Origin of the sequence: Acinetobacter sp. WU_MDCI_Abxb74, from assembly GCF_025513915.1 — a bacterium.
Taxonomy (GTDB): Bacteria; Pseudomonadota; Gammaproteobacteria; order Pseudomonadales; family Moraxellaceae; genus Acinetobacter; species Acinetobacter calcoaceticus_C.
Genome location: NZ_JAHPRP010000001.1, coordinates 634,497 through 654,838, shown reverse-complemented (window position 1 = coordinate 654,838; position 20,342 = coordinate 634,497). Strand labels below are relative to the sequence as shown.

Genomic DNA, 20,342 nt, shown 5'->3' with positions numbered 1-20,342 from the left:
TTAATTCTTTTAAAATTTGATTGCTGCACTTAGCCAAAAAGTTTGACCTTCAGCTTTATTTTCAGAATCTACATCTTTAATCCAGCTCGCACTGACTAGTGGACCTTTTCCATTCATAAATTGATATTGGATAGCAGGACCAATAGAAAATGATTTCGTTTTTGAATCTTTAATTTCTTGCCCATCTAATTCGTCATTTTCAAGTTGAGTGTAATAATATCCAGTCGCCCCGAAGCGCCAGTTATTGCTGTGGTAAGCAAGTAAGTAATCAATGGTCAGTTCATTACCCGTCTTGTAATTAGAATCTGAATTTTTCCAGTTGAAATTAACCATCGGACTTATGGCTGCTTCAAGTCCATTTTCAAACTTATATTTAAGAGCTACGCGTGGTGCGATCGAAAAATAGTTGCCTGCAACATTCACATCATGACTTTTACTATAAGTGCCGATGGGTAAAACAAAACCTAAACCAGCAACCATTTGCCATTGTTTCTGTTGTCCTTTATTCCATTGAAGAATTAATGGCTCAAATAAAACATCGGAGAGCCCATCATCATTAAGTTTGACATCTCCATATGGCGTGTGTATTTGATTATTTAAATCAACATAAGTTCCGATAATCTCAGATATCGTAATATCTGATCCTAAGATTTTCTTATCCCAAGTGGTTGTAAGTCTTAAAGTTTGTGCAGCCACTTTAAGGTCTTGATCATATTTTTTATTACCATTCTGATCATTAAATTGATCCGCCGTAGAATAACTAGAAATAATTTGAAGATAATTTCCAGTAATTGGAGGAAATTCAGCAATAAAAAATTGGGTGGTGCCGCCAGGCAGAGTAGGGTTACCATTTGGCGCTGCTAAAGTCTGTCCTGATACTATAACTAATGAAAGGCTAGCTAGCGCAAGTAATTGAGGGTATTTAAAATGAATATACATTGTTTATTCCTTGTTCAATCCAAACAGTCCGATGTTTGGAGATAATCCTGTCATCTAGTTTTTTTAGAGCAATAAAGTTCCTTATCCACCTTTTAGAAAGATGAAAATAAAAATTAATTAATTTAACAACTTAAGTTTTATTTTTCTAAATGTTTACCGATCATGAGCATCTCCTATGCGTTTAAAATTCATCCGACAACCCATTAAATACCAACATTGTTGATGTGTCAACAATATAAATATTCTTGAGTTTAATAGCTCCTATAAAAATCCTTACTCAATAAAGAAAAAATGAGTAACATGAAACCTTAGAAGATTTATCATGCTTATTGATTATATGGAGTAGAGACAAAAGGAGAGAATATGAGGTCATTTCGCTTATCTATGTTCAAAAAGACTTAACGCTGGTTGAAAAGCTTCGTAAGATTTACTTTTTACATGCCGACTTAGATGGACTTTACCATTTGCCATTTAAAGCGCCATTTTTGAGATTGCTAAAACACATCCAAAGGCTTATCAACTTGTAATTGATTGTAGAAATTGGCTGATTAATGAAATCTATAATTTGCTTTTAACGACTAACGAAAATGCCTCAAAATAAGGTGCACACATGTTTTTAGTTTTAATGTTTAAAAGGCTATCTATAATAAGAAATCTATATAGCAGCCAGTAGTAGACGCAAAAATACATCTCGTAAAGATGATGTGCAATTCACTAGGGTAAATATAAAAGTGTAATTACAACTTACAGAAAGTTGTCTAAAGAATTACTCTGGCTAAAATTAGAAATAGGGTTAAGCCAATTTAAGTCGTTAAGTTTGCCGCGGCTTAGTAAATTGCTCAAGCAATAGATGCAGTTGAATAAGCTTTTAATAATTCAGTGTAGAAGCATAAACGGCCGTAGTAACAATGCAGAGTAGCCAGAGCCTTATATATGGTAGTTTTCCAAATCTTCTATTTAACATAATATACATTATACGAAGTATTACATATTTAACACTTTGTTTTATATAGCTTTCTTCGCACTAAAATCTAACGATACCAATACAGCCTTTGGCGCTTTGCCCGTAAAATCCCAATCAAAGATCATTGCAGCTTCGGCTGGTAACTTCTGATGAATGTAATCATTGAAGAACTGAGCGCCTTTAATTTTGTAGTCAGTCGATTTAAGACCGATTGCGCCTTGTTCTTTTTCTTTGGCTGAATATTCTTGAAGTACCGTTACGACCGTATTTGAAAACGTAATTTGTTTACCTGATGTCTGGTCACTGAAATCACCCGCAGATTTACGGATACCTGTAACTGTCATAATTGGATGTTGTGAATTGTTCATTTGCTCACCTATGCGATTTTATAGTTGAACTGCGAAACTGGCTCTTCATACCAGTTTGGCAATTGTTGATTGAAGTCGATTTCTACGAGCTTTACGAATGGAATGACGTTTGATGCCTTCTCATCATGAAGGTTCTGTAAATATGCTTTTGAAAAGCCACATTCACACAATTGGGAAACTAGGTTGTAAAATTGAGACTTACCGTAATTATTTTTAATTTCATCAAATCCTTTTTCACGGATAAGACAAAACATAGCGAATAAATTACGCACTTTAGTGTGGGAAACCTTGCCAGATTTGGTCATTACAACTTCTGAGCGTTCAATTGTTTCAAGTACACTTGTATCGTCTGTTAATTTCATAGTTTGACCTCGCAAGGCTTCAAAAATGCTATGAGTAGCTTTGTTCCAGAGTGTTTGAAGTAAATCAGGGTTAGAACGTTGAAACTTAATTAATTCAAAGAGATTGGTAGGAATTCCATTACGTTCAAGCCACCGTTTTTTTAAACGTGATTCGAAACGTAAAAGACCGACAGTCCAGTTAATCAGATCCGAATTGGACATGACATCAACAACTCTTTGAGCTGCCTTATTGTTCTTCTTTGCGAGCATTTTATACTCCTCAAATTGAGCAATAAATTCATCATGCTTCATATAACACTTGTGATTCACAAGTCTTGAAGTCTGACCTCCCCAATAGACTGAACTGTCGAAACGCTTGTTACTCAAACGAGTCTGGCCATTACTGACATTACTCAAGAAATCCAAAACTTTTTTAGCCGTGCTCTGGTCTTTCAATCGTGCTGAGTAAGTCACATCAATATGTGAAACCCAAGCACGAGGCCAATCTAACATGCGTGCAAGAAGCGGATAAGCTTCATGTAAGAAGCCGATCATTTCCATAGCACCCTGCTCTATATTGTCGCTACCAAAGACATTATGACCTTGAAGCAATTTCGCAGGTGAAGCCTTGATCTGTACAAAAGGTTCGAAACTAGAATCAAAAAATACTTTCATTGCCATACCCGTGTAATGAGTCGGAACTGACTCGAACGGATGAAATAGCGCAGCAGCAGAAATTGAACCATCGTCATTCTTATGAACAGAACGAGAAGCAAGCGGAATCTCAATAGAATGCAGATCAATATCTACAAAAAAATAACGCCCTTCAGCATCTACTGAATAGAAGCTGGACTCAAAAGGCGCATTTATGCAAATATGATCCAACATGGTGTGACACCGTTGCATGTGACTGTATGCTGCATTTGTATCACAGTTGCTTGTGACAATGCAACAGTGTCACAATGATAAAATATAAGAATCAACGAGCTTAGAGATGCGTGAAATGTCAAAGACGTATAGAGTTAAAACCGAATATGTGTCACTGATACAAAAAACACACATAGATTTTATTGTAAAAACAAGATTGCCGATTGATGAGGCCGATATCGTCAATGCTCTTATTGCAAAACACTTAAAAGATTTAAAAGCAGAAGACGTAATCGCTTGGCAGCAAGAGTACAAAGAGAAGTAAAATTCCGAAATATCGGACTAGAGTCCACCATTAGAAGACGTGGACTCCCCCAACCTTTCAAAGATTCGCATAATGCAGATTGATGTTAAAAAGCCCCGTGAGACTGGATAATCTTCTCACTGGGGCTTAGTAACATAATCTAGTGTCTATTATGCGAACTTTCAGACACTAAAAAATGCTCATTACTTGCGTTTAGCAAAAGGAGCAGAAACTATCGTAAAAAGTATAAGAAAACAGAAAAATCCAAAACCCAATCTAATAATTAAATCCATAAATAAGACCTCGAGTCAAAGTGTCTAGACTACGCCTTGAGACACGCAAAAGTATACAAAATTCAATGTTTTATGCGGTGTGTCTCAATTCCCCTGAAGACACTTTTTTGCTAAATCTACGTTACATCAAATAGTCGGTTTTTAGTAGTCAAAGAAGAAGGTTTTAAATTAAACCTTGTGACTTAGCTGCCTGATACTTAGCAATAAATTCCGCATCAAATTGTTGAACAGCCTGTGGCGCTTGCTGTACAGGTTGTTGCATAGGCTGGTTTTGTTGTTGCTGTTTTGCAAAGTAATTAAATGGTCTGTCACCATCTTCAATCAAACGTTTGCAATCAGACGAAGGAACATTAAGCCGTGTACCTTGCTGTGAAAATGCATAATATTTGCCCTTATATTTGACGCAACCTGCAAAAACAGGTTGAGCTGTAGCAACGTACTGAGCGTTACCAGATGCGCTGTAAGGATCATTAGGATCGTAGGATACTGGATAAGCAGTTGCAGCTTGAACTTGCTGATTTAAGCGATTCTGACGCTCTGTATTGAATTTTACGCACTGTTCAAGGTGTGAGTTCATTAGATCATTACAATCGACAGGTTTATTCTTTTCTTCTTCAGCAGCTTTCATTTTTGCATCGAGTTGTTTTTGCTGGTCAGCAATAGACATATCAGAGGCAGATTGTTCCGTTTTAACCTCATCATCACCAAAAAACTTATTAAAAAAAGGTGAATTTAAGGAATTTTTGAACGCAAAACCAAAAATAACTAGAGGTAAAAGTAACCAAAAAACCAACTGGAAAGGAATCTGTTTCGATGACTCATGCTCTTCAGCAGAAATATAGAATTTGTATAGCTGCTTAGGATATTTCCAGAACCTCCAAGTTAATGCGTTTTTCATAGTCGATAAACCGAACTGCTCTTGTAGTTCAGCAAATTGATATATGGTAGCCGCCTTAAGTTTAAATAAACGTCTTAAAATTATGTGTTCATTACACGAAGCCCTAACAGACGCATTTAATAAATATGGTTTTTGAGTAATAAAATAAATATCAATACCAAAGTGACCATGAAGGGTTAATGATCTACCAATATCTCTAATATCTTCCTTGGCTTTCTCTAAACGCATTTCCTGTTTTTTCTTTTCTTGGCGCACTAGCTCTTCTTTTTCTTTAACCTTCAAATTAGGGTCAATATTAATTTTAGCTACAGCCAAAATATATTCAGAATCATCAATTTCATAAGTCTTTAAAAGGTCATCTTTTGAAAATGCAGGGTGTTCATGGCATTCATCATAAATAAGGACTGCACCATTTGGTAAGTCACGCCAATCAAAGGGTTTATCCTGTGCTGAAGTAATAGCAATTACGCCTGGATAAGTACAACCAATAATATTTGTATAGATTCTTCTATGAGGTTCTTTTTTTGAAATTTTATCTATGACCTGCATGCAATACAGTGTTTTGCCTGTGCGAATTGGCGCAGAAACTACAATACTCATTAATATTACTCCTCTGTCACATCGTCAGCGTCGCGCGGGCGGCAGGACGCGCTTGCGCACATCCCACCGACCCCCGCCACGCTATCCGCTGCGCCCGATGACTACACGTGCTGTTTTTATATATGCCGCAATTGCGTATGCAGACAAAACCACTGAAATAGCTTGATCAACTTTGTAAAGTTGAATGAAAGCAAGCATATAAACAGGAAGCCCAAAAAATGCATTTTGGACTTGATCCCTAGCAGTCGAAACAAGCTCGTTCACAAAATAAAAAGAGATGATCGACAGACCAGTCGAAACGAAAAGTCTAAAAATAAGACTAGAAATTAAATAGCTTGCAAACCAAGCTAATAAAGGGCCTAAAGCTGGCATATCAAGCCCTCACCACAATGCCTGCTGCTACCATGTAAGCAAAGGCTAAAACTAAGTAACCAATCCAAGAAGATTGAGAACAAAGGTTTTCAAAAGAAATAGATTTATTAATTGTTCCAAAAGGTGTAGACCAATTAATCGGATAATCTGGAGGACAAGAAGAACCACCTGAAGAAATAAGACCAGTATTAAAAGATTGGTTAGTTAATTCCTTAGTCTCAATTTTTTCCCCATTATCTGTAGGTAAAGTTCCACCAGTTAGAAAATTTTTAATATCAGTAAGAAGGCTGTTTGTAGGCTCCATATTTGTTGCAGAACCACCACTACCAATAGGTTTATTATTAATTGCATTTACAACTTCATTTAGCTTATTAGCAGTTGAAGTAGTGTTTGCATCTACAGCACCTTTAACCGTGTTTGCATTCGCTTCTACAGCCGTTTTTACCGTTGTTGCATTAGCATCTACAGCAGCTTTTACATTGTTTACAGCAGCAGTGGTTTCTTTAACCGCAGCAGTGGTTTCTTTAACCGCAGCAGTGGTTTCTTTAACTGATGAATTAACAGTATCAAGCTTCTGGTTTGTTATGCCCAATGTTCTAGAAACATTATTAACCGAGTTAACAATCTCATCTTTAACCCAGCTCAACTTGTTATTAACAGCATTAATTGCATCCAAAATAGACCTTAAAATTGGACCATTATCAGGAGGTATTACAGGCGGAGGCGTAGAAGATGGAGGCGGATTATTAGGGTCATTTGGATCTGGTAAAGGAGGTTCCGAAGCCGGAGGCGGTTGATCGATTGGATCAGTAGGCGGTGGATTGCTATTTTTTACACAGATTTGCTGACCGTTAAAATTGCCCGGAACATAGTTTGAACCACATCCAGTTGGAGGCATATTGCAATATGTCGCATTGTTACTACAGCCCGTTTGAATTGGTGGCGGAGGTGTACCTTCTGGGCAATAAATAGAACCGTCTGCCATACGGTTACAACCATCATCAGGTGGTTTATAACAACCCCCATATGGGTCTTTAGGGTCACAAGAAGACTTTGAAAATTCAGGTGTACATGAAGGGCTTGGAATACTACTGATAGATTGCAAAACAATTTGCTGCTTTTCACTAAGTGAAATAACTAAAGGGTTAGCTTTATTTGCAGCATCATAAACGCAAAACGTACCGTCAGGATTAGCCTTACAAACACGTAAAGGAATAGGTGTATTAGGATCAAAATATACTGGAACTGGTGTGCCAGAATTAGGACATTGAGGCGGAGCGCAAGCAGGAATAGTAGAATTAGAAGTACAGGCTGATCTAATAACCATAGATGTAGAAAATCTATTAGGCTCCAAAGTAGTATTAAAGGTACATTTACCATCCCCATTAGATAAAACTTCTGTATTTGTAAGCTGGGCAGTGCCACTCGACATAATAGGTTTACCATTTATCCAGCCACAAGCAGCAGAAATACTAGAAAATGAGTTAGGATTAGGGAAAGCTTGAAAACCCTGATTCGATGTTAAATAACTCTGATGAACCCAATAATAGCCCGCAGCCGATACAGGTAGAGAAAATAAACTAATAATTATAAAAATCAAATATCTAAAATAATGCATAAATGAACCCCCACATTCATTTAAGCAATCGCGATAAAGCGAAGCACATCACTACGACAATAATCCAATTCATTAAAGATTCATTATTCATAATGATGTGCATCCCCTAATTAGCGACCGAAAATACTAATGAGTTTTCGACCACCAAAGATGACAACAGCGATACCCAACGCCCATAAATAACCCGCGTTAATAGTATCTTCAGAGCCAGACGCAGCAGTTGCCGTATTTACTTCAGCAGCAGTTAAAGCAAAAACACCAGTTGATGCAGCAAGAGCAAAAGCAGCTACTACAGCAATACCTACAACACTTTTATTGATTCCCATTGATTTATCTCCTATCGAAAATGGAAAGCACTCTTCTTGCAATGAACACCATTGCAAAAACCTTGATTACGTATTTAAGAATTTCGTCCCGTGCTTCATTAGACAGCTCAAGTAAACTTGCTGACTCAACACAACTAACCCCGTATTGAACGGAATCAATTATCTGAATTGTTTCGCACAGATACGCCATTATTAAATTTCCGCAATATATATCTGATGACTAAATAAATATTTGATAAAACGCCAGAAATGAAGAAATACCATACTAGTATTGTCATTAAGATATCCCCTGTGCTAATATCAAATATACTCTAAGTTATTGATTTATTTACATATTATACATTATACGAAGTATTACATATTTAACACTTTGTTTTATATAGCTTTCTTCGCACTAAAATCTAACGATACCAATACAGCCTTTGGCGCTTTGCCCGTAAAATCCCAATCAAAGATCATTGCAGCTTCGGCTGGTAACTTCTGATGAATGTAATCATTGAAGAACTGAGCGCCTTTAATTTTGTAGTCAGTCGATTTAAGACCGATTGCGCCTTGTTCTTTTTCTTTGGCTGAATATTCTTGAAGTACCGTTACGACCGTATTTGAAAACGTAATTTGTTTACCTGATGTCTGGTCACTGAAATCACCCGCAGATTTACGGATACCTGTAACTGTCATAATTGGATGTTGTGAATTGTTCATTTGCTCACCTATGCGATTTTATAGTTGAACTGCGAAACTGGCTCTTCATACCAGTTTGGCAATTGTTGATTGAAGTCGATTTCTACGAGCTTTACGAATGGAATGACGTTTGATGCCTTCTCATCATGAAGGTTCTGTAAATATGCTTTTGAAAAGCCACATTCACACAATTGGGAAACTAGGTTGTAAAATTGAGACTTACCGTAATTATTTTTAATTTCATCAAATCCTTTTTCACGGATAAGACAAAACATAGCGAATAAATTACGCACTTTAGTGTGGGAAACCTTGCCAGATTTGGTCATTACAACTTCTGAGCGTTCAATTGTTTCAAGTACACTTGTATCGTCTGTTAATTTCATAGTTTGACCTCGCAAGGCTTCAAAAATGCTATGAGTAGCTTTGTTCCAGAGTGTTTGAAGTAAATCAGGGTTAGAACGTTGAAACTTAATTAATTCAAAGAGATTGGTAGGAATTCCATTACGTTCAAGCCAACGTTTTTTTAAACGTGATTCGAAACGTAAAAGACCGACAGTCCAGTTAATCAGATCCGAATTGGACATGACATCAACAACTCTTTGAGCTGCCTTATTGTTCTTCTTTGCGAGCATTTTATACTCCTCAAATTGAGCAATAAATTCATCATGCTTCATATAACACTTGTGATTCACAAGTCTTGAAGTCTGACCTCCCCAATAGACTGAACTGTCGAAACGCTTGTTACTCAAACGAGTCTGGCCATTACTGACATTACTCAAGAAATCCAAAACTTTTTTAGCCGTGCTCTGGTCTTTCAATCGTGCTGAGTAAGTCACATCAATATGTGAAACCCAAGCACGAGGCCAATCTAACATGCGTGCAAGAAGCGGATAAGCTTCATGTAAGAAGCCGATCATTTCCATAGCACCCTGCTCTATATTGTCGCTACCAAAGACATTATGACCTTGAAGCAATTTCGCAGGTGAAGCCTTGATCTGTACAAAAGGTTCGAAACTAGAATCAAAAAATACTTTCATTGCCATACCCGTGTAATGAGTCGGAACTGACTCGAACGGATGAAATAGCGCAGCAGCAGAAATTGAACCATCGTCATTCTTATGAACAGAACGAGAAGCAAGCGGAATCTCAATAGAATGCAGATCAATATCTACAAAAAAATAACGCCCTTCAGCATCTACTGAATAGAAGCTGGACTCAAAAGGCGCATTTATGCAAATATGATCCAACATGGTGTGACACCGTTGCATGTGACTGTATGCTGCATTTGTATCACAGTTGCTTGTGACAATGCAACAGTGTCACAATGATAAAATATAAGAATCAACGAGCTTAGAGATGCGTGAAATGTCAAAGACGTATAGAGTTAAAACCGAATATGTGTCACTGATACAAAAAACACACATAGATTTTATTGTAAAAACAAGATTGCCGATTGATGAGGCCGATATCGTCAATGCTCTTATTGCAAAACACTTAAAAGATTTAAAAGCAGAAGACGTAATCGCTTGGCAGCAAGAGTACAAAGAGAAGTAAAATTCCGAAATATCGGACTAGAGTCCACCATTAGAAGACGTGGACTCCCCCAACCTTTCAAAGATTCGCATAATGCAGATTGATGTTAAAAAGCCCCGTGAGACTGGATAATCTTCTCACTGGGGCTTAGTAACATAATCTAGTGTCTATTATGCGAATAGGCTTATTATTCAGTGTTAAGCCTTTGATTTATATAGCTTTCTTTGCGTTAAAGTCTAATGCTACTAGTACAGCTTTCGGCTGTTTCCCAGTAAAATCCCAATCAAAGATCATTGCAGCATCTGCGGGTAACTTCTGATGCATGTAATCATTAAAGAACTGTGCGCCTTTAATCTTGTAGTCCGTTGATTTAAAACCGATTGCACCTTGTTCTAGTTCACGCTCAGAATAATTCTGTAATACCGTTACAACGGTATTTGAGAATTCAATAGTTTTACCTGAAGTCTGATCTTGGAAATCACCCGCAGCCTTACGGATGCCAGTTACAGTCATAATTGGTTGTTGTGAATTGTTCATTTGCTCACCTTTAAGCTACTGATTTAAATTGCGATACTGGTGGCTGATACCACTCAGGCAATTGTTGTGAAAAGTCGATTTCTACGAGCTTCATAAATGGAATGACGTTTTTAGCCTTGTTGTCATGCAAGTTCTGCAAAAATGCCTTTGAAAAGCCACAATCGCAAAGTTCAGATAAATGTCTATAAAACGTAGGCTTAGGAAGCATTTCCGCTAACTTCTCTAAACCATGTTCACGTACTAAGCAGTACGTAGAATAAATATTTCGAATACGTGTTTGAGAAACCTTACCGCTATTGGTAACGACAACTGGCGAGTTAGATATGGCTTCCAAAACACTTTCATCATTAATCAATTTCACAGTTTGACCTCTCATGGCATCAAATATTCCGTGCGTTGCTTTAGTCCAAAGTGTTTGAAGTAAATCAGGATTTGCCTTTTGAAATGCTATAAGTTCATAAAGGTTCGTTGGTACTCCATTGCGCTCAAGCCAACGTTTTTTTAAACGTGACTCAAAGCGTAAAAGTCCGACAGTCCAGTTAATTAACCTTGAGTCAGACATGACATCGACAACTCGTTGAGCTGACTTATCATTCTTTTTTGCCAGTTGTTTAAGTTCTTCGAACTGGCTAATAAATTCGTCATGCTTTAAATAGCATTTATGGTTTACGAGTCTGGAAGTCTGGCCACCCCAATACACAGAACTATCAAACCGCTTGTTAGAAAGTCTAGTTTGACCATTGCTGACATTAGCCAGAAAATCCAGAACCTTTTTAGCTGTTGTCTGATCTGACAACTTAGCTGAATACGTTACATCTATGTGAGAAACCCAAGCACGAGACCAATCAAGCATCTTAGTTAACACTGGATAAGCCATGTGCAAGAAGCCGATCATCTCATCAGCACCCTGCTCTATGTTATCGCTGCCAAAGACGTTATGACCTTGAAGTAACTTGGCAGGCGAAGCCTTAATTTGAACGTAAGGCTCATAACTTGAGTCAAAGAACACTTTCATTGCCATGCCCGTGTAATGGGTTGGCACACTTTCAAATGGATGAAATAAAGCAGCAGCAGAAATTGAACCATCTTCATTCTTATGAACCGAACGTGATGCAAGTGGTATTTCAATCGAATGTAAATCAACATCAATAAAAAAATACTCGCCCGCTTCGTTCACAGAGAAGAAACTAGACTCAAAGGGAGCATTGATACAAAGATGGTCGAGCATAACTATTACTCAAGACCACTAATAAAGATTTTTTCTATTTCCCCTACTTCTTTATTTTTATCCATGTTGCCCCCATATGTTTACATGCATGCATAAATGCAATGTAGAGGAAACTAACACAAATATACACGCATGCGCAATACATGCATGCAAAAATACATGTATTATCATCCGCATTGTGAGACAAGGTATGCATACTATGGTTAAGAGCGTTAGGATTAACGACGAAGAGCAAGAAAAACTTAGAAAAAAAGCAGTTGAATTAAACAAGGTTTTAATTCAAAAAGGTCAACAACCACTACGAGATAGTGAATTAGTTCATATTCTGATAGATGAGGGTTTAGATCAATTGGAAGTTGGTAACAGCGGTCAGGTTAAGATCATAAAGTAACCAATAAGACCTCGAGATAATCCGATAAATTCTCAAATTTGAGACTAGAGTCCACCATTAGAAAGCATGGACTCCCCGCCTCGGCTTCAAATTCGCATAATGCCGACTATGTAAAAAAACGCCGATTTGCAGTTGGAATAGTTGCAAATCGGCTATGTTACATAATCAGGCTCACATTATGCGAACTTTCAGACACTAAAAAATATGCTGAAAAATTTCAGTTTTAAAAGGGTAATTTAAGGGATGTATTGATCGTCATCTTGTTGCCATTTCATCTCGCGAATAAGCGAAACCGCCATTGATACTAAAATCAATGTAGCAGTAATAACACCCCAAATAGTGCCAAAGTTATCTTTAACAAATTGCCAAATAACCATCAAATTCCCCTTATTTTTAAAGTGTCTCAAGGCGAGATTAATACTTCTTAAGTGATAAGCTCTCTACCTTCAGAAATTTCCTATCCATTTTACAGCCACTTACCTTTTGCGGTGCCTACGACACTATGCATGTGCGTCGTGCTCGATTACGGCACCGCTGCAATCACGTTTTCCTTCCAAACTCCAGCAAACATTCTGAACGCTCACATATCATCATGTCGAAGTGTCTAGACTACGCCTTGAGACACTCATATTTTACGGTAAATCAATAGATTGTCACGATGTGTCTCAATTCCCCTGAAGACACTCCTTAATAACGCGACGTCACAACATATAGACGGATTTAGTAATCAAAGATGAAAAATTTAAGTGCTAGCAGTCGTAGTCGCAGCTTGAGCAAGTGTCGGTGCCTCAGGTTGAGCAAAGTAATTAAACGGACGATCACCCTTAATTATACGTTTACAATCGGACTGGTTAAGGCCATGAATAATCGTGCCCTGTTGCGTGTATCCAATTAATCTACCTTGACGATCTGTCATACACCCAGATAAGACAGGCTTAGTAGTAACTTGATAGGTCACATTTTCTTGAATTTGTTCAGCAGATTCAAATGGCTTAGAAGGATCATAACTTACTTGCTGAGCAGTTGCCCCCACAGATTCACCATTCTTAGTTAAACGATTAAAGTACTCGATACATTCAGGTTTCTGAACATTAATACCTTTACGGCAATCCTCATCACTCAACTTAACCTGATTAGTAACATCTTTCATAGGTTGGGAATCTTTTTTAGACGCAGAATTTTCAACAGCTTGGCTATATTTCTTAGCATCTTCTTTAGTACCTTTCATTAGATACCAAGCTAAACCCGCAATGATAGCCACAATGATGCACATGCCACCAATAAACCCTAACAACTTGATATTTCGATGAAATGCACGACCTGATGAATTGCCATCTTTTGTAGAGATATATAGCTTGTAAAACTTCTCTTCAATTGTGTAAGTATATTCATCATAAGCCTGTAATTTAGTCGACTTAGTGATTGAATTTTGTACCTTTGTAAAACAGTAGGCTTTAGAAGTTTTACTACCATTTGCCTCACAATAAATATACTGGTTTACCAATTTACGTACATCAGCATTCAATAAAGCAGGATCTGGTGAAGTCATCCAGATATCACAATGGTTATGACGCACCATAGTAATATCTACAATCTCAGAATCTCGACGGCTTGAGAAGTGCTTAGAAAACTTCTCATGTGTCTGTACTTCATCAATAATAATTAAGCTGTAATGTTCACAATCCCGCCAATCTTCAGGTAAAGGCCGAACATATTCACATAACTCTGCATGGCCACGGACATTTGAATAAATGTTCTTATAGATACCACTCTTGTGAGCAGCTACAGCATCTTTAACTGTTAAATATGTTTTGCCTGCCCCAAATGCACCACATGTTAAACGGAGTGTGCCACCCGCTTGAGATTGATCAAACATTATTGTTTTTTCCTTATCATTAATTTGCCTGAGTTAAGAGTCAGTAGAAACAAAGCAACAGAAACAAATGAACCAATAAAATGATCTATTCGACAAATCCCCATCATCTGCAAAAGAGTTGCAGGAATAGAATTAAGATCACCGATCATGGTATTAAATGCAGCTCGTACAGCCACTAAAATACCCACATAACCAACGACAGATAGACCGGCTCCGGCAATGACTTTCTGTACTGAATTTTTTAGAAGCCATTCACCCAGAACGGCAAGAAATTTAAGCATTACCGCTCCTTAAACCAATCATTAAGAAAATAAGACTTCCAAGATAACCAAGCCCCTGTATATAAGGCGCTGCTTGTCCACCAATAGTGCAGAAGAATGTTAAATCAGCATCAAATTCCATAGCACCCGCAATTCCCAAACCAATAACAACTCGTTCGGGGGCAAAAGGACACGTTTTGGCAAATACCACATGATCTTGACGTTGATAAGTTGCAATATCCTCTTGTTCTACTTCTAATTTTTCATCTTTTAATTGTGGTTCTTGTTTCATCCAGTTGTCTGTTTGTCTCCAAGCGTCATACCAACTACAAACAGTAAAAGCCCATTCACAAAAAACAGGGAATTTAATAGAAATTGACTGTGCTGGAGCGTTTGGATCAGATGGTTGTGCTGTACCGTCAGCAGTACCACCATCGGAAATCCATGAGCGATCATTCATATTTGGTGCAGACGGAGTTGGTGGATTTGAATATTGAGGAGCGCCAAAAGGTGCTGGCTTTCCATCTGGTGTCAAAGGAGCATTTTTAATTTTGTCATCCATTTCCTTTGCTAGATCATCACCTATACCAGTTGGATCATGCTCATATGAATTTGCAACTGATTGATTCATCTGACCATTGTTTGCAATTGGGTTGTATAGAGTTGGATCAACTGGATCGTTATAACCTTCACCCATCATGGCAGCGCCAAGCACTTCAGGAGTTAAGGGAATCTTTTCCTTTGCTGCATTTGGGTCATAATTTGGATTAACGTAAGTCAACAATGCAGAAGAACCAGTTTCTGTGGTGCCCGAACCACTAACCCAAGTAAAGCTACATTGTCTAGGACTCTCTGAAGAAGATTTAAATGCATAATTACGTGAAGGAAACTGTTTTTTTAAAAACTCTACTTCGAGCATACAAGAATCACGAACAGTACATGATGTTGTATTAGCTTTTCCGCCATTCTGTGCATAAGTTAGATTCTGACATGATTGATTAGTAGGCTTATATTTCACATATGATTTTGAGCCCTCATCCATAACCCAACCGATACCCTCAATTAGCTGTGAAACGGCATAAACACCCACCATTTGTACGCCTGGATTTCTAGCGTAGAAAGCAACACGTTGAAGCATTGTAGAACCGACTCGACTAGCTGTAGGTGTTGCTTCAGCGATTGCAATCTTAGTAACTGTTCTTGATTTTGCAGTAACGGGATCGGTTTCAACAAAAGACCGAGCAGAACGACCATAAACGCGCTTAGCGTAATCTTCTCGATTTTGCTGTAACGTGATTTCTCGTTGTAGCCACCAATCACCGTTGTCAGTAGCGCGAGCTTCAACAGTGAAAAAAGCAAGATAAATTAGTAATAAACGAATGATCATGCTAATCCCCTGATAAAACTATCCAAAATGCTGCTAGAACTACGACGATGAAGAAGAAAGTCATTTCATTTACTCCAATAAAAAAGGCGGATGCGGTGCGTACGGTCGTGCGCTCCTATCCGCCTTTTTTTTATTGTCCGTTAGCGAAGCATAGACAACGCTTTACGGATTCCCCAAGCTACATAAGTAGGTAACGCTTTAAGCGTACCTGAAGCCATCAAACCACCGATTACAGCAACACCCGCAAGACCAACAGTTAAGTCGATTGATGTAGGCGCATCTTCAGCAAATGCTGTACCCATTGTTGCAAGCGTTACACCTGCTGTAGCAATGGCATAGCGAACTGCTGAATTAGTTTTTTTGATAGCTTGATTAGTAGTGTTTTGGTCTTTAGTTTCCATGGCTATACCTCCGAATCGTTCGAGCCAAGTAGTTTTAAATTAGTACGTATCGCTGATGCGACGTACCATATCAAAGCCGTAGCGGAGATTAATGCAGCCACCTTTTCAGGCGGTAAGTTATTTAATTCATCCATCCAAGACTGTTGATGCAAGACGACGATGCAGTAATTTATGCCGTCAATCACAGTCGTAACCGAGCAATCATCTATTACCATCGCCAGAATCCTTTAGCCTTTACAGTTAGAGATATGAGCCATGTACACCCCTTCATAGAAGAACGTGTTTCCACACTCTTGACAGGTATAGATTAAGCAGCTCATAATATCCCCAATAATTAACGTAAGTTATTGATTTATTTACATATTATACATTATGCGAATAGGCTTATTATTCAGTGTTAAGCCTTTGATTTATATAGCTTTCTTTGCGTTAAAGTCTAATGCTACTAGTACAGCTTTCGGCTGTTTCCCAGTAAAATCCCAATCAAAGATCATTGCAGCATCTGCGGGTAACTTCTGATGCATGTAATCATTAAAGAACTGTGCGCCTTTAATCTTGTAGTCCGTTGATTTAAAACCGATTGCACCTTGTTCTAGTTCACGCTCAGAATAATTCTGTAATACCGTTACAACGGTATTTGAGAATTCAATAGTTTTACCTGAAGTCTGATCTTGGAAATCACCCGCAGCCTTACGGATGCCAGTTACAGTCATAATTGGTTGTTGTGAATTGTTCATTTGCTCACCTTTAAGCTACTGATTTAAATTGCGATACTGGTGGCTGATACCACTCAGGCAATTGTTGTGAAAAGTCGATTTCTACGAGCTTCATAAATGGAATGACGTTTTTAGCCTTGTTGTCATGCAAGTTCTGCAAAAATGCCTTTGAAAAGCCACAATCGCAAAGTTCAGATAAATGTCTATAAAACGTAGGCTTAGGAAGCATTTCCGCTAACTTCTCTAAACCATGTTCACGTACTAAGCAGTACGTAGAATAAATATTTCGAATACGTGTTTGAGAAACCTTACCGCTATTGGTAACGACAACTGGCGAGTTAGATATGGCTTCCAAAACACTTTCATCATTAATCAATTTCACAGTTTGACCTCTCATGGCATCAAATATTCCGTGCGTTGCTTTAGTCCAAAGTGTTTGAAGTAAATCAGGATTTGCCTTTTGAAATGCTATAAGTTCATAAAGGTTCGTTGGTACTCCATTGCGCTCAAGCCAACGTTTTTTTAAACGTGACTCAAAGCGTAAAAGTCCGACAGTCCAGTTAATTAACCTTGAGTCAGACATGACATCGACAACTCGTTGAGCTGACTTATCATTCTTTTTTGCCAGTTGTTTAAGTTCTTCGAACTGGCTAATAAATTCGTCATGCTTTAAATAGCATTTATGGTTTACGAGTCTGGAAGTCTGGCCACCCCAATACACAGAACTATCAAACCGCTTGTTAGAAAGTCTAGTTTGACCATTGCTGACATTAGCCAGAAAATCCAGAACCTTTTTAGCTGTTGTCTGATCTGACAACTTAGCTGAATACGTTACATCTATGTGAGAAACCCAAGCACGAGACCAGTCAAGCATCTTAGTTAACACTGGATAAGCCATGTGCAAGAAGCCGATCATCTCATCAGCACCCTGCTCTATGTTATCGCTGCCAAAGACGTTATGACCTTGAAGTAACTTGGCAGGCGAAGCCTTAATTTGAACGTAAGGCTCATAACTTGAGTCAAAGAACACTTTCATTGCCATGCCCGTGTAATGGGTTGGCACACGTTCAAATGGATGAAATAAAGCAGCAGCAGAAATTGCACCATCTTCATTCTTATGAACCGAACGTGATGCAAGTGGTATTTCAATCGAATGTAAATCAACATCAATAAAAAAATACTCGCCCGCTTCGTTCACAGAGAAGAAACTAGACTCAAAGGGAGCATTGATACAAAGATGGTCGAGCATAACTATTACTCAAGACCACTAATAAAGATTTTTTCTATTTCCCCTACTTCTTTATTTTTATCCATGTTGCCCCCATATGTTTACATGCATGCATAAATGCAATGTAGAGGAAACTAACACAAATATACACGCATGCGCAATACATGCATGCAAAAATACATGTATTATCATCCGCATTGTGAGACAAGGTATGCATACTATGGTTAAGAGCGTTAGGATTAACGACGAAGAGCAAGAAAAACTTAGAAAAAAAGCAGTTGAATTAAACAAGGTTTTAATTCAAAAAGGTCAACAACCACTACGAGATAGTGAATTAGTTCATATTCTGATAGATGAGGGTTTAGATCAATTGGAAGTTGGTAACAGCGGTCAGGTTAAGATCATAAAGTAACCAATAAGACCTCGAGATAATCCGATAAATTCTCAAATTTGAGACTAGAGTCCACCATTAGAAAGCATGGACTCCCCGCCTCGGCTTCAAATTCGCATAATGCCGACTATGTAAAAAAACGCCGATTTGCAGTTGGAATAGTTGCAAATCGGCTATGTTACATAATCAGGCTCACATTATACGAACAATTATATAATTCCTTATTATGTGTTTAGTTCTATCAAGCTTTAGCTACATTTTCTTCTTGCTGTTGCCTTACCATCACAGTTGTACGATAAAAAATATTGCTGCCATTGATGACAACGTCACTGGAATAAAGATTTCTTTATTCAGATAATATTTATAAAACTCAAATAAATGTTGATGATCTTCATGAAATTTAACTACCTGCATACATGACACCATTTGCTCAACTCCATGATCAAATTTCTGTGACTCTAGAATTAAACGAATATTCATTGTGCTTTTGTCTCCAGCACGTGCATCTACTTTGAGTAATTTTCCTTTAGATGTTGTATTTGAATACTACTTATCAGTCCTTTTCTCTAGCCCATATTTCTACCTGATATAGTTTTATTTTGAAAAAAATATACACATTTATATTCCAAGAAGAATTTTAAGAAGCCTTAGAAAGCTAAAATTAGCTTTTGCACCTTAATATATTTAAAATGTGTAATAATTTTTAAATTATGTCTATGTAGTGATCACTTTTGAAAAATAATTTAATTTCCACTTTGTAATTAAAAGGTGTAATTAATCACATTTTAAATAAAATTAGCATCTTACTTCTCTATAATTTATTTTAAATACAAATACTGAAATTATGAAAAATAAATTACATATTTATTAAATATTTAACCATATATTATTTTATTCTTTTATAAAAGTAAAATTCTTAAATTTATATAAATATCAATCATTTAGTTTGATATTGATGGTTTTTGTAGCATTATAATTATTATATTTATTAATAATATTGTAAGAATTTTAACCATTACCTTATTTAAGGTAGTTAATGTGATTTATATCACATGGAAATTAATAATTTTTATTGGTTTAAAGTTAATGATTGTTTTTAAATTAAAAATATTGTATCAAATATATATATAAACTATTTTATAAATAGGCATATAAAATGAAAAATAATATTTTTAAACTTCTTATTCTGATGGTGCTTTCTACTTCCCCACTATTTTGTTATGCAAATAACACAATAATGATAAGAGGAAATATTGTTGAAGATACATGTTCAACAGAACGTAGCGAGATAGAATGTGTTGAGGTAAATAATTTAAATATTAAACTTGATAGTGAATATTTAAACAAAAATAGTCTTTCTAACTTAGCTCAACATACTGAGAAAATGGACACTAGCATTGAAAGCATAGGTTCTAACCACAAAGTCGTGGTTATCAACTATCATTAACTTATTAGGCATAGCACTTAAGGCTATTCCTATAATAAGCTTCATTAAAGAGTGATTTGTCGAACTCATCGCATATTTTGATGAAAAATAGATAAATCACTCTTTTTCTATAAAAAGTGACTATTTGTATGTTTTTTCTGTATACATATGCATAATTTATTCTATATAATTGTATTCTAAGAATTTAAGCTTATTTTTCACATAAATTGTTCAATTCTTTTCTCTTTACATAGTGTTCTTATGTAACTTGCTTTTTTCCGTAATGTCTCTTTTTTATAAAATAAAAAAACTTTTATAAACAGCTATATAAGCTATTTCTTCTCGTTCTATATATCAAATAAAAAGTGTGATTCAATTAAAATTATGAAAAAATAAT

The 20,342-nt window shown here is 36.9% G+C and carries 24 protein-coding genes and 1 pseudogene; 6 read left to right on the top strand and 19 right to left on the bottom strand.

Annotated elements, in window-relative coordinates; all coding sequences use genetic code 11:
• Positions 1–9 precede the first annotated feature (9 nt).
• The gene (locus KTH84_RS03175) at positions 10–939 is read right to left on the bottom strand and encodes a transporter (protein ID WP_262471926.1); all 930 of its coding nucleotides are present in this window, start codon (positions 937–939) and stop codon (positions 10–12) included.
• Positions 940–1,304: 365 nt separating this feature from the next.
• Between KTH84_RS03175 and KTH84_RS03170 the strand changes: the two are divergent.
• Positions 1,305–1,537 (top strand): annotated as a pseudogene (locus KTH84_RS03170) (TetR family transcriptional regulator); the annotation flags it as partial.
• Between the two features lie 407 nt (positions 1,538–1,944).
• Here KTH84_RS03170 and KTH84_RS03165 read toward each other — a convergent pair.
• Positions 1,945–2,271 (bottom strand): hypothetical protein, encoded by a 327-nt coding sequence (locus KTH84_RS03165; RefSeq protein ID WP_262471921.1) that lies wholly within the window; start codon positions 2,269–2,271, stop codon positions 1,945–1,947.
• An 8-nt stretch (positions 2,272–2,279) separates the two neighbouring features.
• Positions 2,280–3,500, bottom strand: a complete 1,221-nt coding sequence (locus tag KTH84_RS03160) for a phage/plasmid replication protein, II/X family (protein ID WP_262471920.1) — start codon at positions 3,498–3,500, stop codon at positions 2,280–2,282.
• A gap of 115 nt (positions 3,501–3,615) precedes the next feature.
• On the opposite strand from KTH84_RS03160, the gene KTH84_RS03155 reads away from it, so the two are divergent.
• Positions 3,616–3,804 (top strand): hypothetical protein, encoded by a 189-nt coding sequence (locus KTH84_RS03155; protein ID WP_262471919.1) that lies wholly within the window; start codon positions 3,616–3,618, stop codon positions 3,802–3,804.
• 435 nt (positions 3,805–4,239) lie between these two features.
• Here KTH84_RS03155 and KTH84_RS03150 read toward each other — a convergent pair whose 3' ends face one another.
• The 6 genes from KTH84_RS03150 to KTH84_RS03125 form a co-directional block, all read right to left on the bottom strand.
• Complete coding sequence (locus tag KTH84_RS03150; protein ID WP_262471925.1) at positions 4,240–5,574, bottom strand: zonular occludens toxin domain-containing protein; 1,335 nt, start codon at positions 5,572–5,574, stop codon at positions 4,240–4,242.
• Between the two features lie 81 nt (positions 5,575–5,655).
• Positions 5,656–5,946: a DUF2523 domain-containing protein gene (locus KTH84_RS03145; protein WP_262471924.1), complete on the bottom strand. Its 291-nt coding sequence runs from the start codon at positions 5,944–5,946 to the stop codon at positions 5,656–5,658.
• Position 5,947: 1 nt separating this feature from the next.
• Positions 5,948–7,564, bottom strand: a complete 1,617-nt coding sequence (locus tag KTH84_RS03140) for a methyl-accepting chemotaxis protein (protein WP_262471923.1) — start codon at positions 7,562–7,564, stop codon at positions 5,948–5,950.
• A 110-nt stretch (positions 7,565–7,674) separates the two neighbouring features.
• Positions 7,675–7,890, bottom strand: a complete 216-nt coding sequence (locus tag KTH84_RS03135) for a hypothetical protein (RefSeq protein WP_262471922.1) — start codon at positions 7,888–7,890, stop codon at positions 7,675–7,677.
• A 375-nt stretch (positions 7,891–8,265) separates the two neighbouring features.
• Positions 8,266–8,592: a hypothetical protein gene (locus KTH84_RS03130; protein ID WP_262471921.1), complete on the bottom strand. Its 327-nt coding sequence runs from the start codon at positions 8,590–8,592 to the stop codon at positions 8,266–8,268.
• Positions 8,593–8,600: 8 nt separating this feature from the next.
• On the bottom strand, positions 8,601–9,821 hold the full coding sequence (locus KTH84_RS03125) for a phage/plasmid replication protein, II/X family (RefSeq protein ID WP_262471920.1): 1,221 nt from the start codon (positions 9,819–9,821) through the stop codon (positions 8,601–8,603).
• A 115-nt stretch (positions 9,822–9,936) separates the two neighbouring features.
• Between KTH84_RS03125 and KTH84_RS03120 the strand changes: the two genes are divergently transcribed.
• On the top strand, positions 9,937–10,125 hold the full coding sequence (locus KTH84_RS03120) for a hypothetical protein (protein WP_262471919.1): 189 nt from the start codon (positions 9,937–9,939) through the stop codon (positions 10,123–10,125).
• Between the two features lie 189 nt (positions 10,126–10,314).
• Here the strand turns inward: KTH84_RS03120 and KTH84_RS03115 are convergent, their stop codons facing one another.
• Both KTH84_RS03115 and KTH84_RS03110 read right to left on the bottom strand, forming a co-directional pair.
• Positions 10,315–10,641, bottom strand: a complete 327-nt coding sequence (locus KTH84_RS03115) for a hypothetical protein (protein WP_262471913.1) — start codon at positions 10,639–10,641, stop codon at positions 10,315–10,317.
• A gap of 10 nt (positions 10,642–10,651) precedes the next feature.
• Positions 10,652–11,869, bottom strand: a complete 1,218-nt coding sequence (locus KTH84_RS03110; protein ID WP_262471918.1) for a phage/plasmid replication protein, II/X family — start codon at positions 11,867–11,869, stop codon at positions 10,652–10,654.
• Between the two features lie 190 nt (positions 11,870–12,059).
• Between KTH84_RS03110 and KTH84_RS03105 the strand changes: the two genes are divergently transcribed.
• Positions 12,060–12,260: a hypothetical protein gene (locus tag KTH84_RS03105; RefSeq protein WP_262471911.1), complete on the top strand. Its 201-nt coding sequence runs from the start codon at positions 12,060–12,062 to the stop codon at positions 12,258–12,260.
• A 236-nt stretch (positions 12,261–12,496) separates the two neighbouring features.
• On the opposite strand, the gene KTH84_RS03100 is transcribed toward KTH84_RS03105, so the two are convergent.
• The 7 genes from KTH84_RS03100 to KTH84_RS03070 all read right to left on the bottom strand — a co-directional run bounded on the left by KTH84_RS03100 (position 12,497) and on the right by KTH84_RS03070 (position 18,149).
• The gene (locus tag KTH84_RS03100) at positions 12,497–12,637 is read right to left on the bottom strand and encodes a hypothetical protein (RefSeq protein ID WP_262471917.1); all 141 of its coding nucleotides are present in this window, start codon (positions 12,635–12,637) and stop codon (positions 12,497–12,499) included.
• 365 nt (positions 12,638–13,002) lie between these two features.
• A complete protein-coding gene (locus KTH84_RS03095) occupies positions 13,003–14,136 on the bottom strand; it encodes a zonular occludens toxin domain-containing protein (RefSeq protein WP_262471916.1) in 1,134 nt (377 codons plus the stop codon).
• Positions 14,136–14,417 carry a DUF2523 family protein gene (locus KTH84_RS03090; protein ID WP_262471915.1) on the bottom strand — a complete coding sequence of 94 codons (282 nt, stop codon included), beginning with the start codon at positions 14,415–14,417 and terminating at the stop codon, positions 14,136–14,138. Before KTH84_RS03090 ends, KTH84_RS03095 begins: the two co-directional genes overlap by 1 nt.
• Positions 14,410–15,783, bottom strand: a complete 1,374-nt coding sequence (locus tag KTH84_RS03085; RefSeq protein WP_262471914.1) for a hypothetical protein — start codon at positions 15,781–15,783, stop codon at positions 14,410–14,412. The genes KTH84_RS03090 and KTH84_RS03085 overlap by 8 nt, the downstream gene beginning before the upstream one ends.
• Before the next feature lie 140 nt (positions 15,784–15,923).
• Positions 15,924–16,184: a hypothetical protein gene (locus KTH84_RS03080; RefSeq protein WP_111818312.1), complete on the bottom strand. Its 261-nt coding sequence runs from the start codon at positions 16,182–16,184 to the stop codon at positions 15,924–15,926.
• 410 nt (positions 16,185–16,594) lie between these two features.
• Positions 16,595–16,921: a hypothetical protein gene (locus tag KTH84_RS03075; protein ID WP_262471913.1), complete on the bottom strand. Its 327-nt coding sequence runs from the start codon at positions 16,919–16,921 to the stop codon at positions 16,595–16,597.
• A 10-nt stretch (positions 16,922–16,931) separates the two neighbouring features.
• On the bottom strand, positions 16,932–18,149 hold the full coding sequence (locus tag KTH84_RS03070; RefSeq protein ID WP_262471912.1) for a phage/plasmid replication protein, II/X family: 1,218 nt from the start codon (positions 18,147–18,149) through the stop codon (positions 16,932–16,934).
• Between the two features lie 190 nt (positions 18,150–18,339).
• Between KTH84_RS03070 and KTH84_RS03065 the strand changes: the two genes are divergently transcribed.
• Positions 18,340–18,540, top strand: a complete 201-nt coding sequence (locus KTH84_RS03065; RefSeq protein ID WP_262471911.1) for a hypothetical protein — start codon at positions 18,340–18,342, stop codon at positions 18,538–18,540.
• A 261-nt stretch (positions 18,541–18,801) separates the two neighbouring features.
• Here KTH84_RS03065 and KTH84_RS03060 read toward each other — a convergent pair whose 3' ends face one another.
• Positions 18,802–18,999, bottom strand: a complete 198-nt coding sequence (locus KTH84_RS03060) for a hypothetical protein (protein WP_262471910.1) — start codon at positions 18,997–18,999, stop codon at positions 18,802–18,804.
• Between the two features lie 676 nt (positions 19,000–19,675).
• Between KTH84_RS03060 and KTH84_RS03055 the strand changes: the two genes are divergently transcribed.
• On the top strand, positions 19,676–19,966 hold the full coding sequence (locus KTH84_RS03055; RefSeq protein WP_202742056.1) for a hypothetical protein: 291 nt from the start codon (positions 19,676–19,678) through the stop codon (positions 19,964–19,966).
• Positions 19,967–20,342 lie beyond the last annotated feature (376 nt).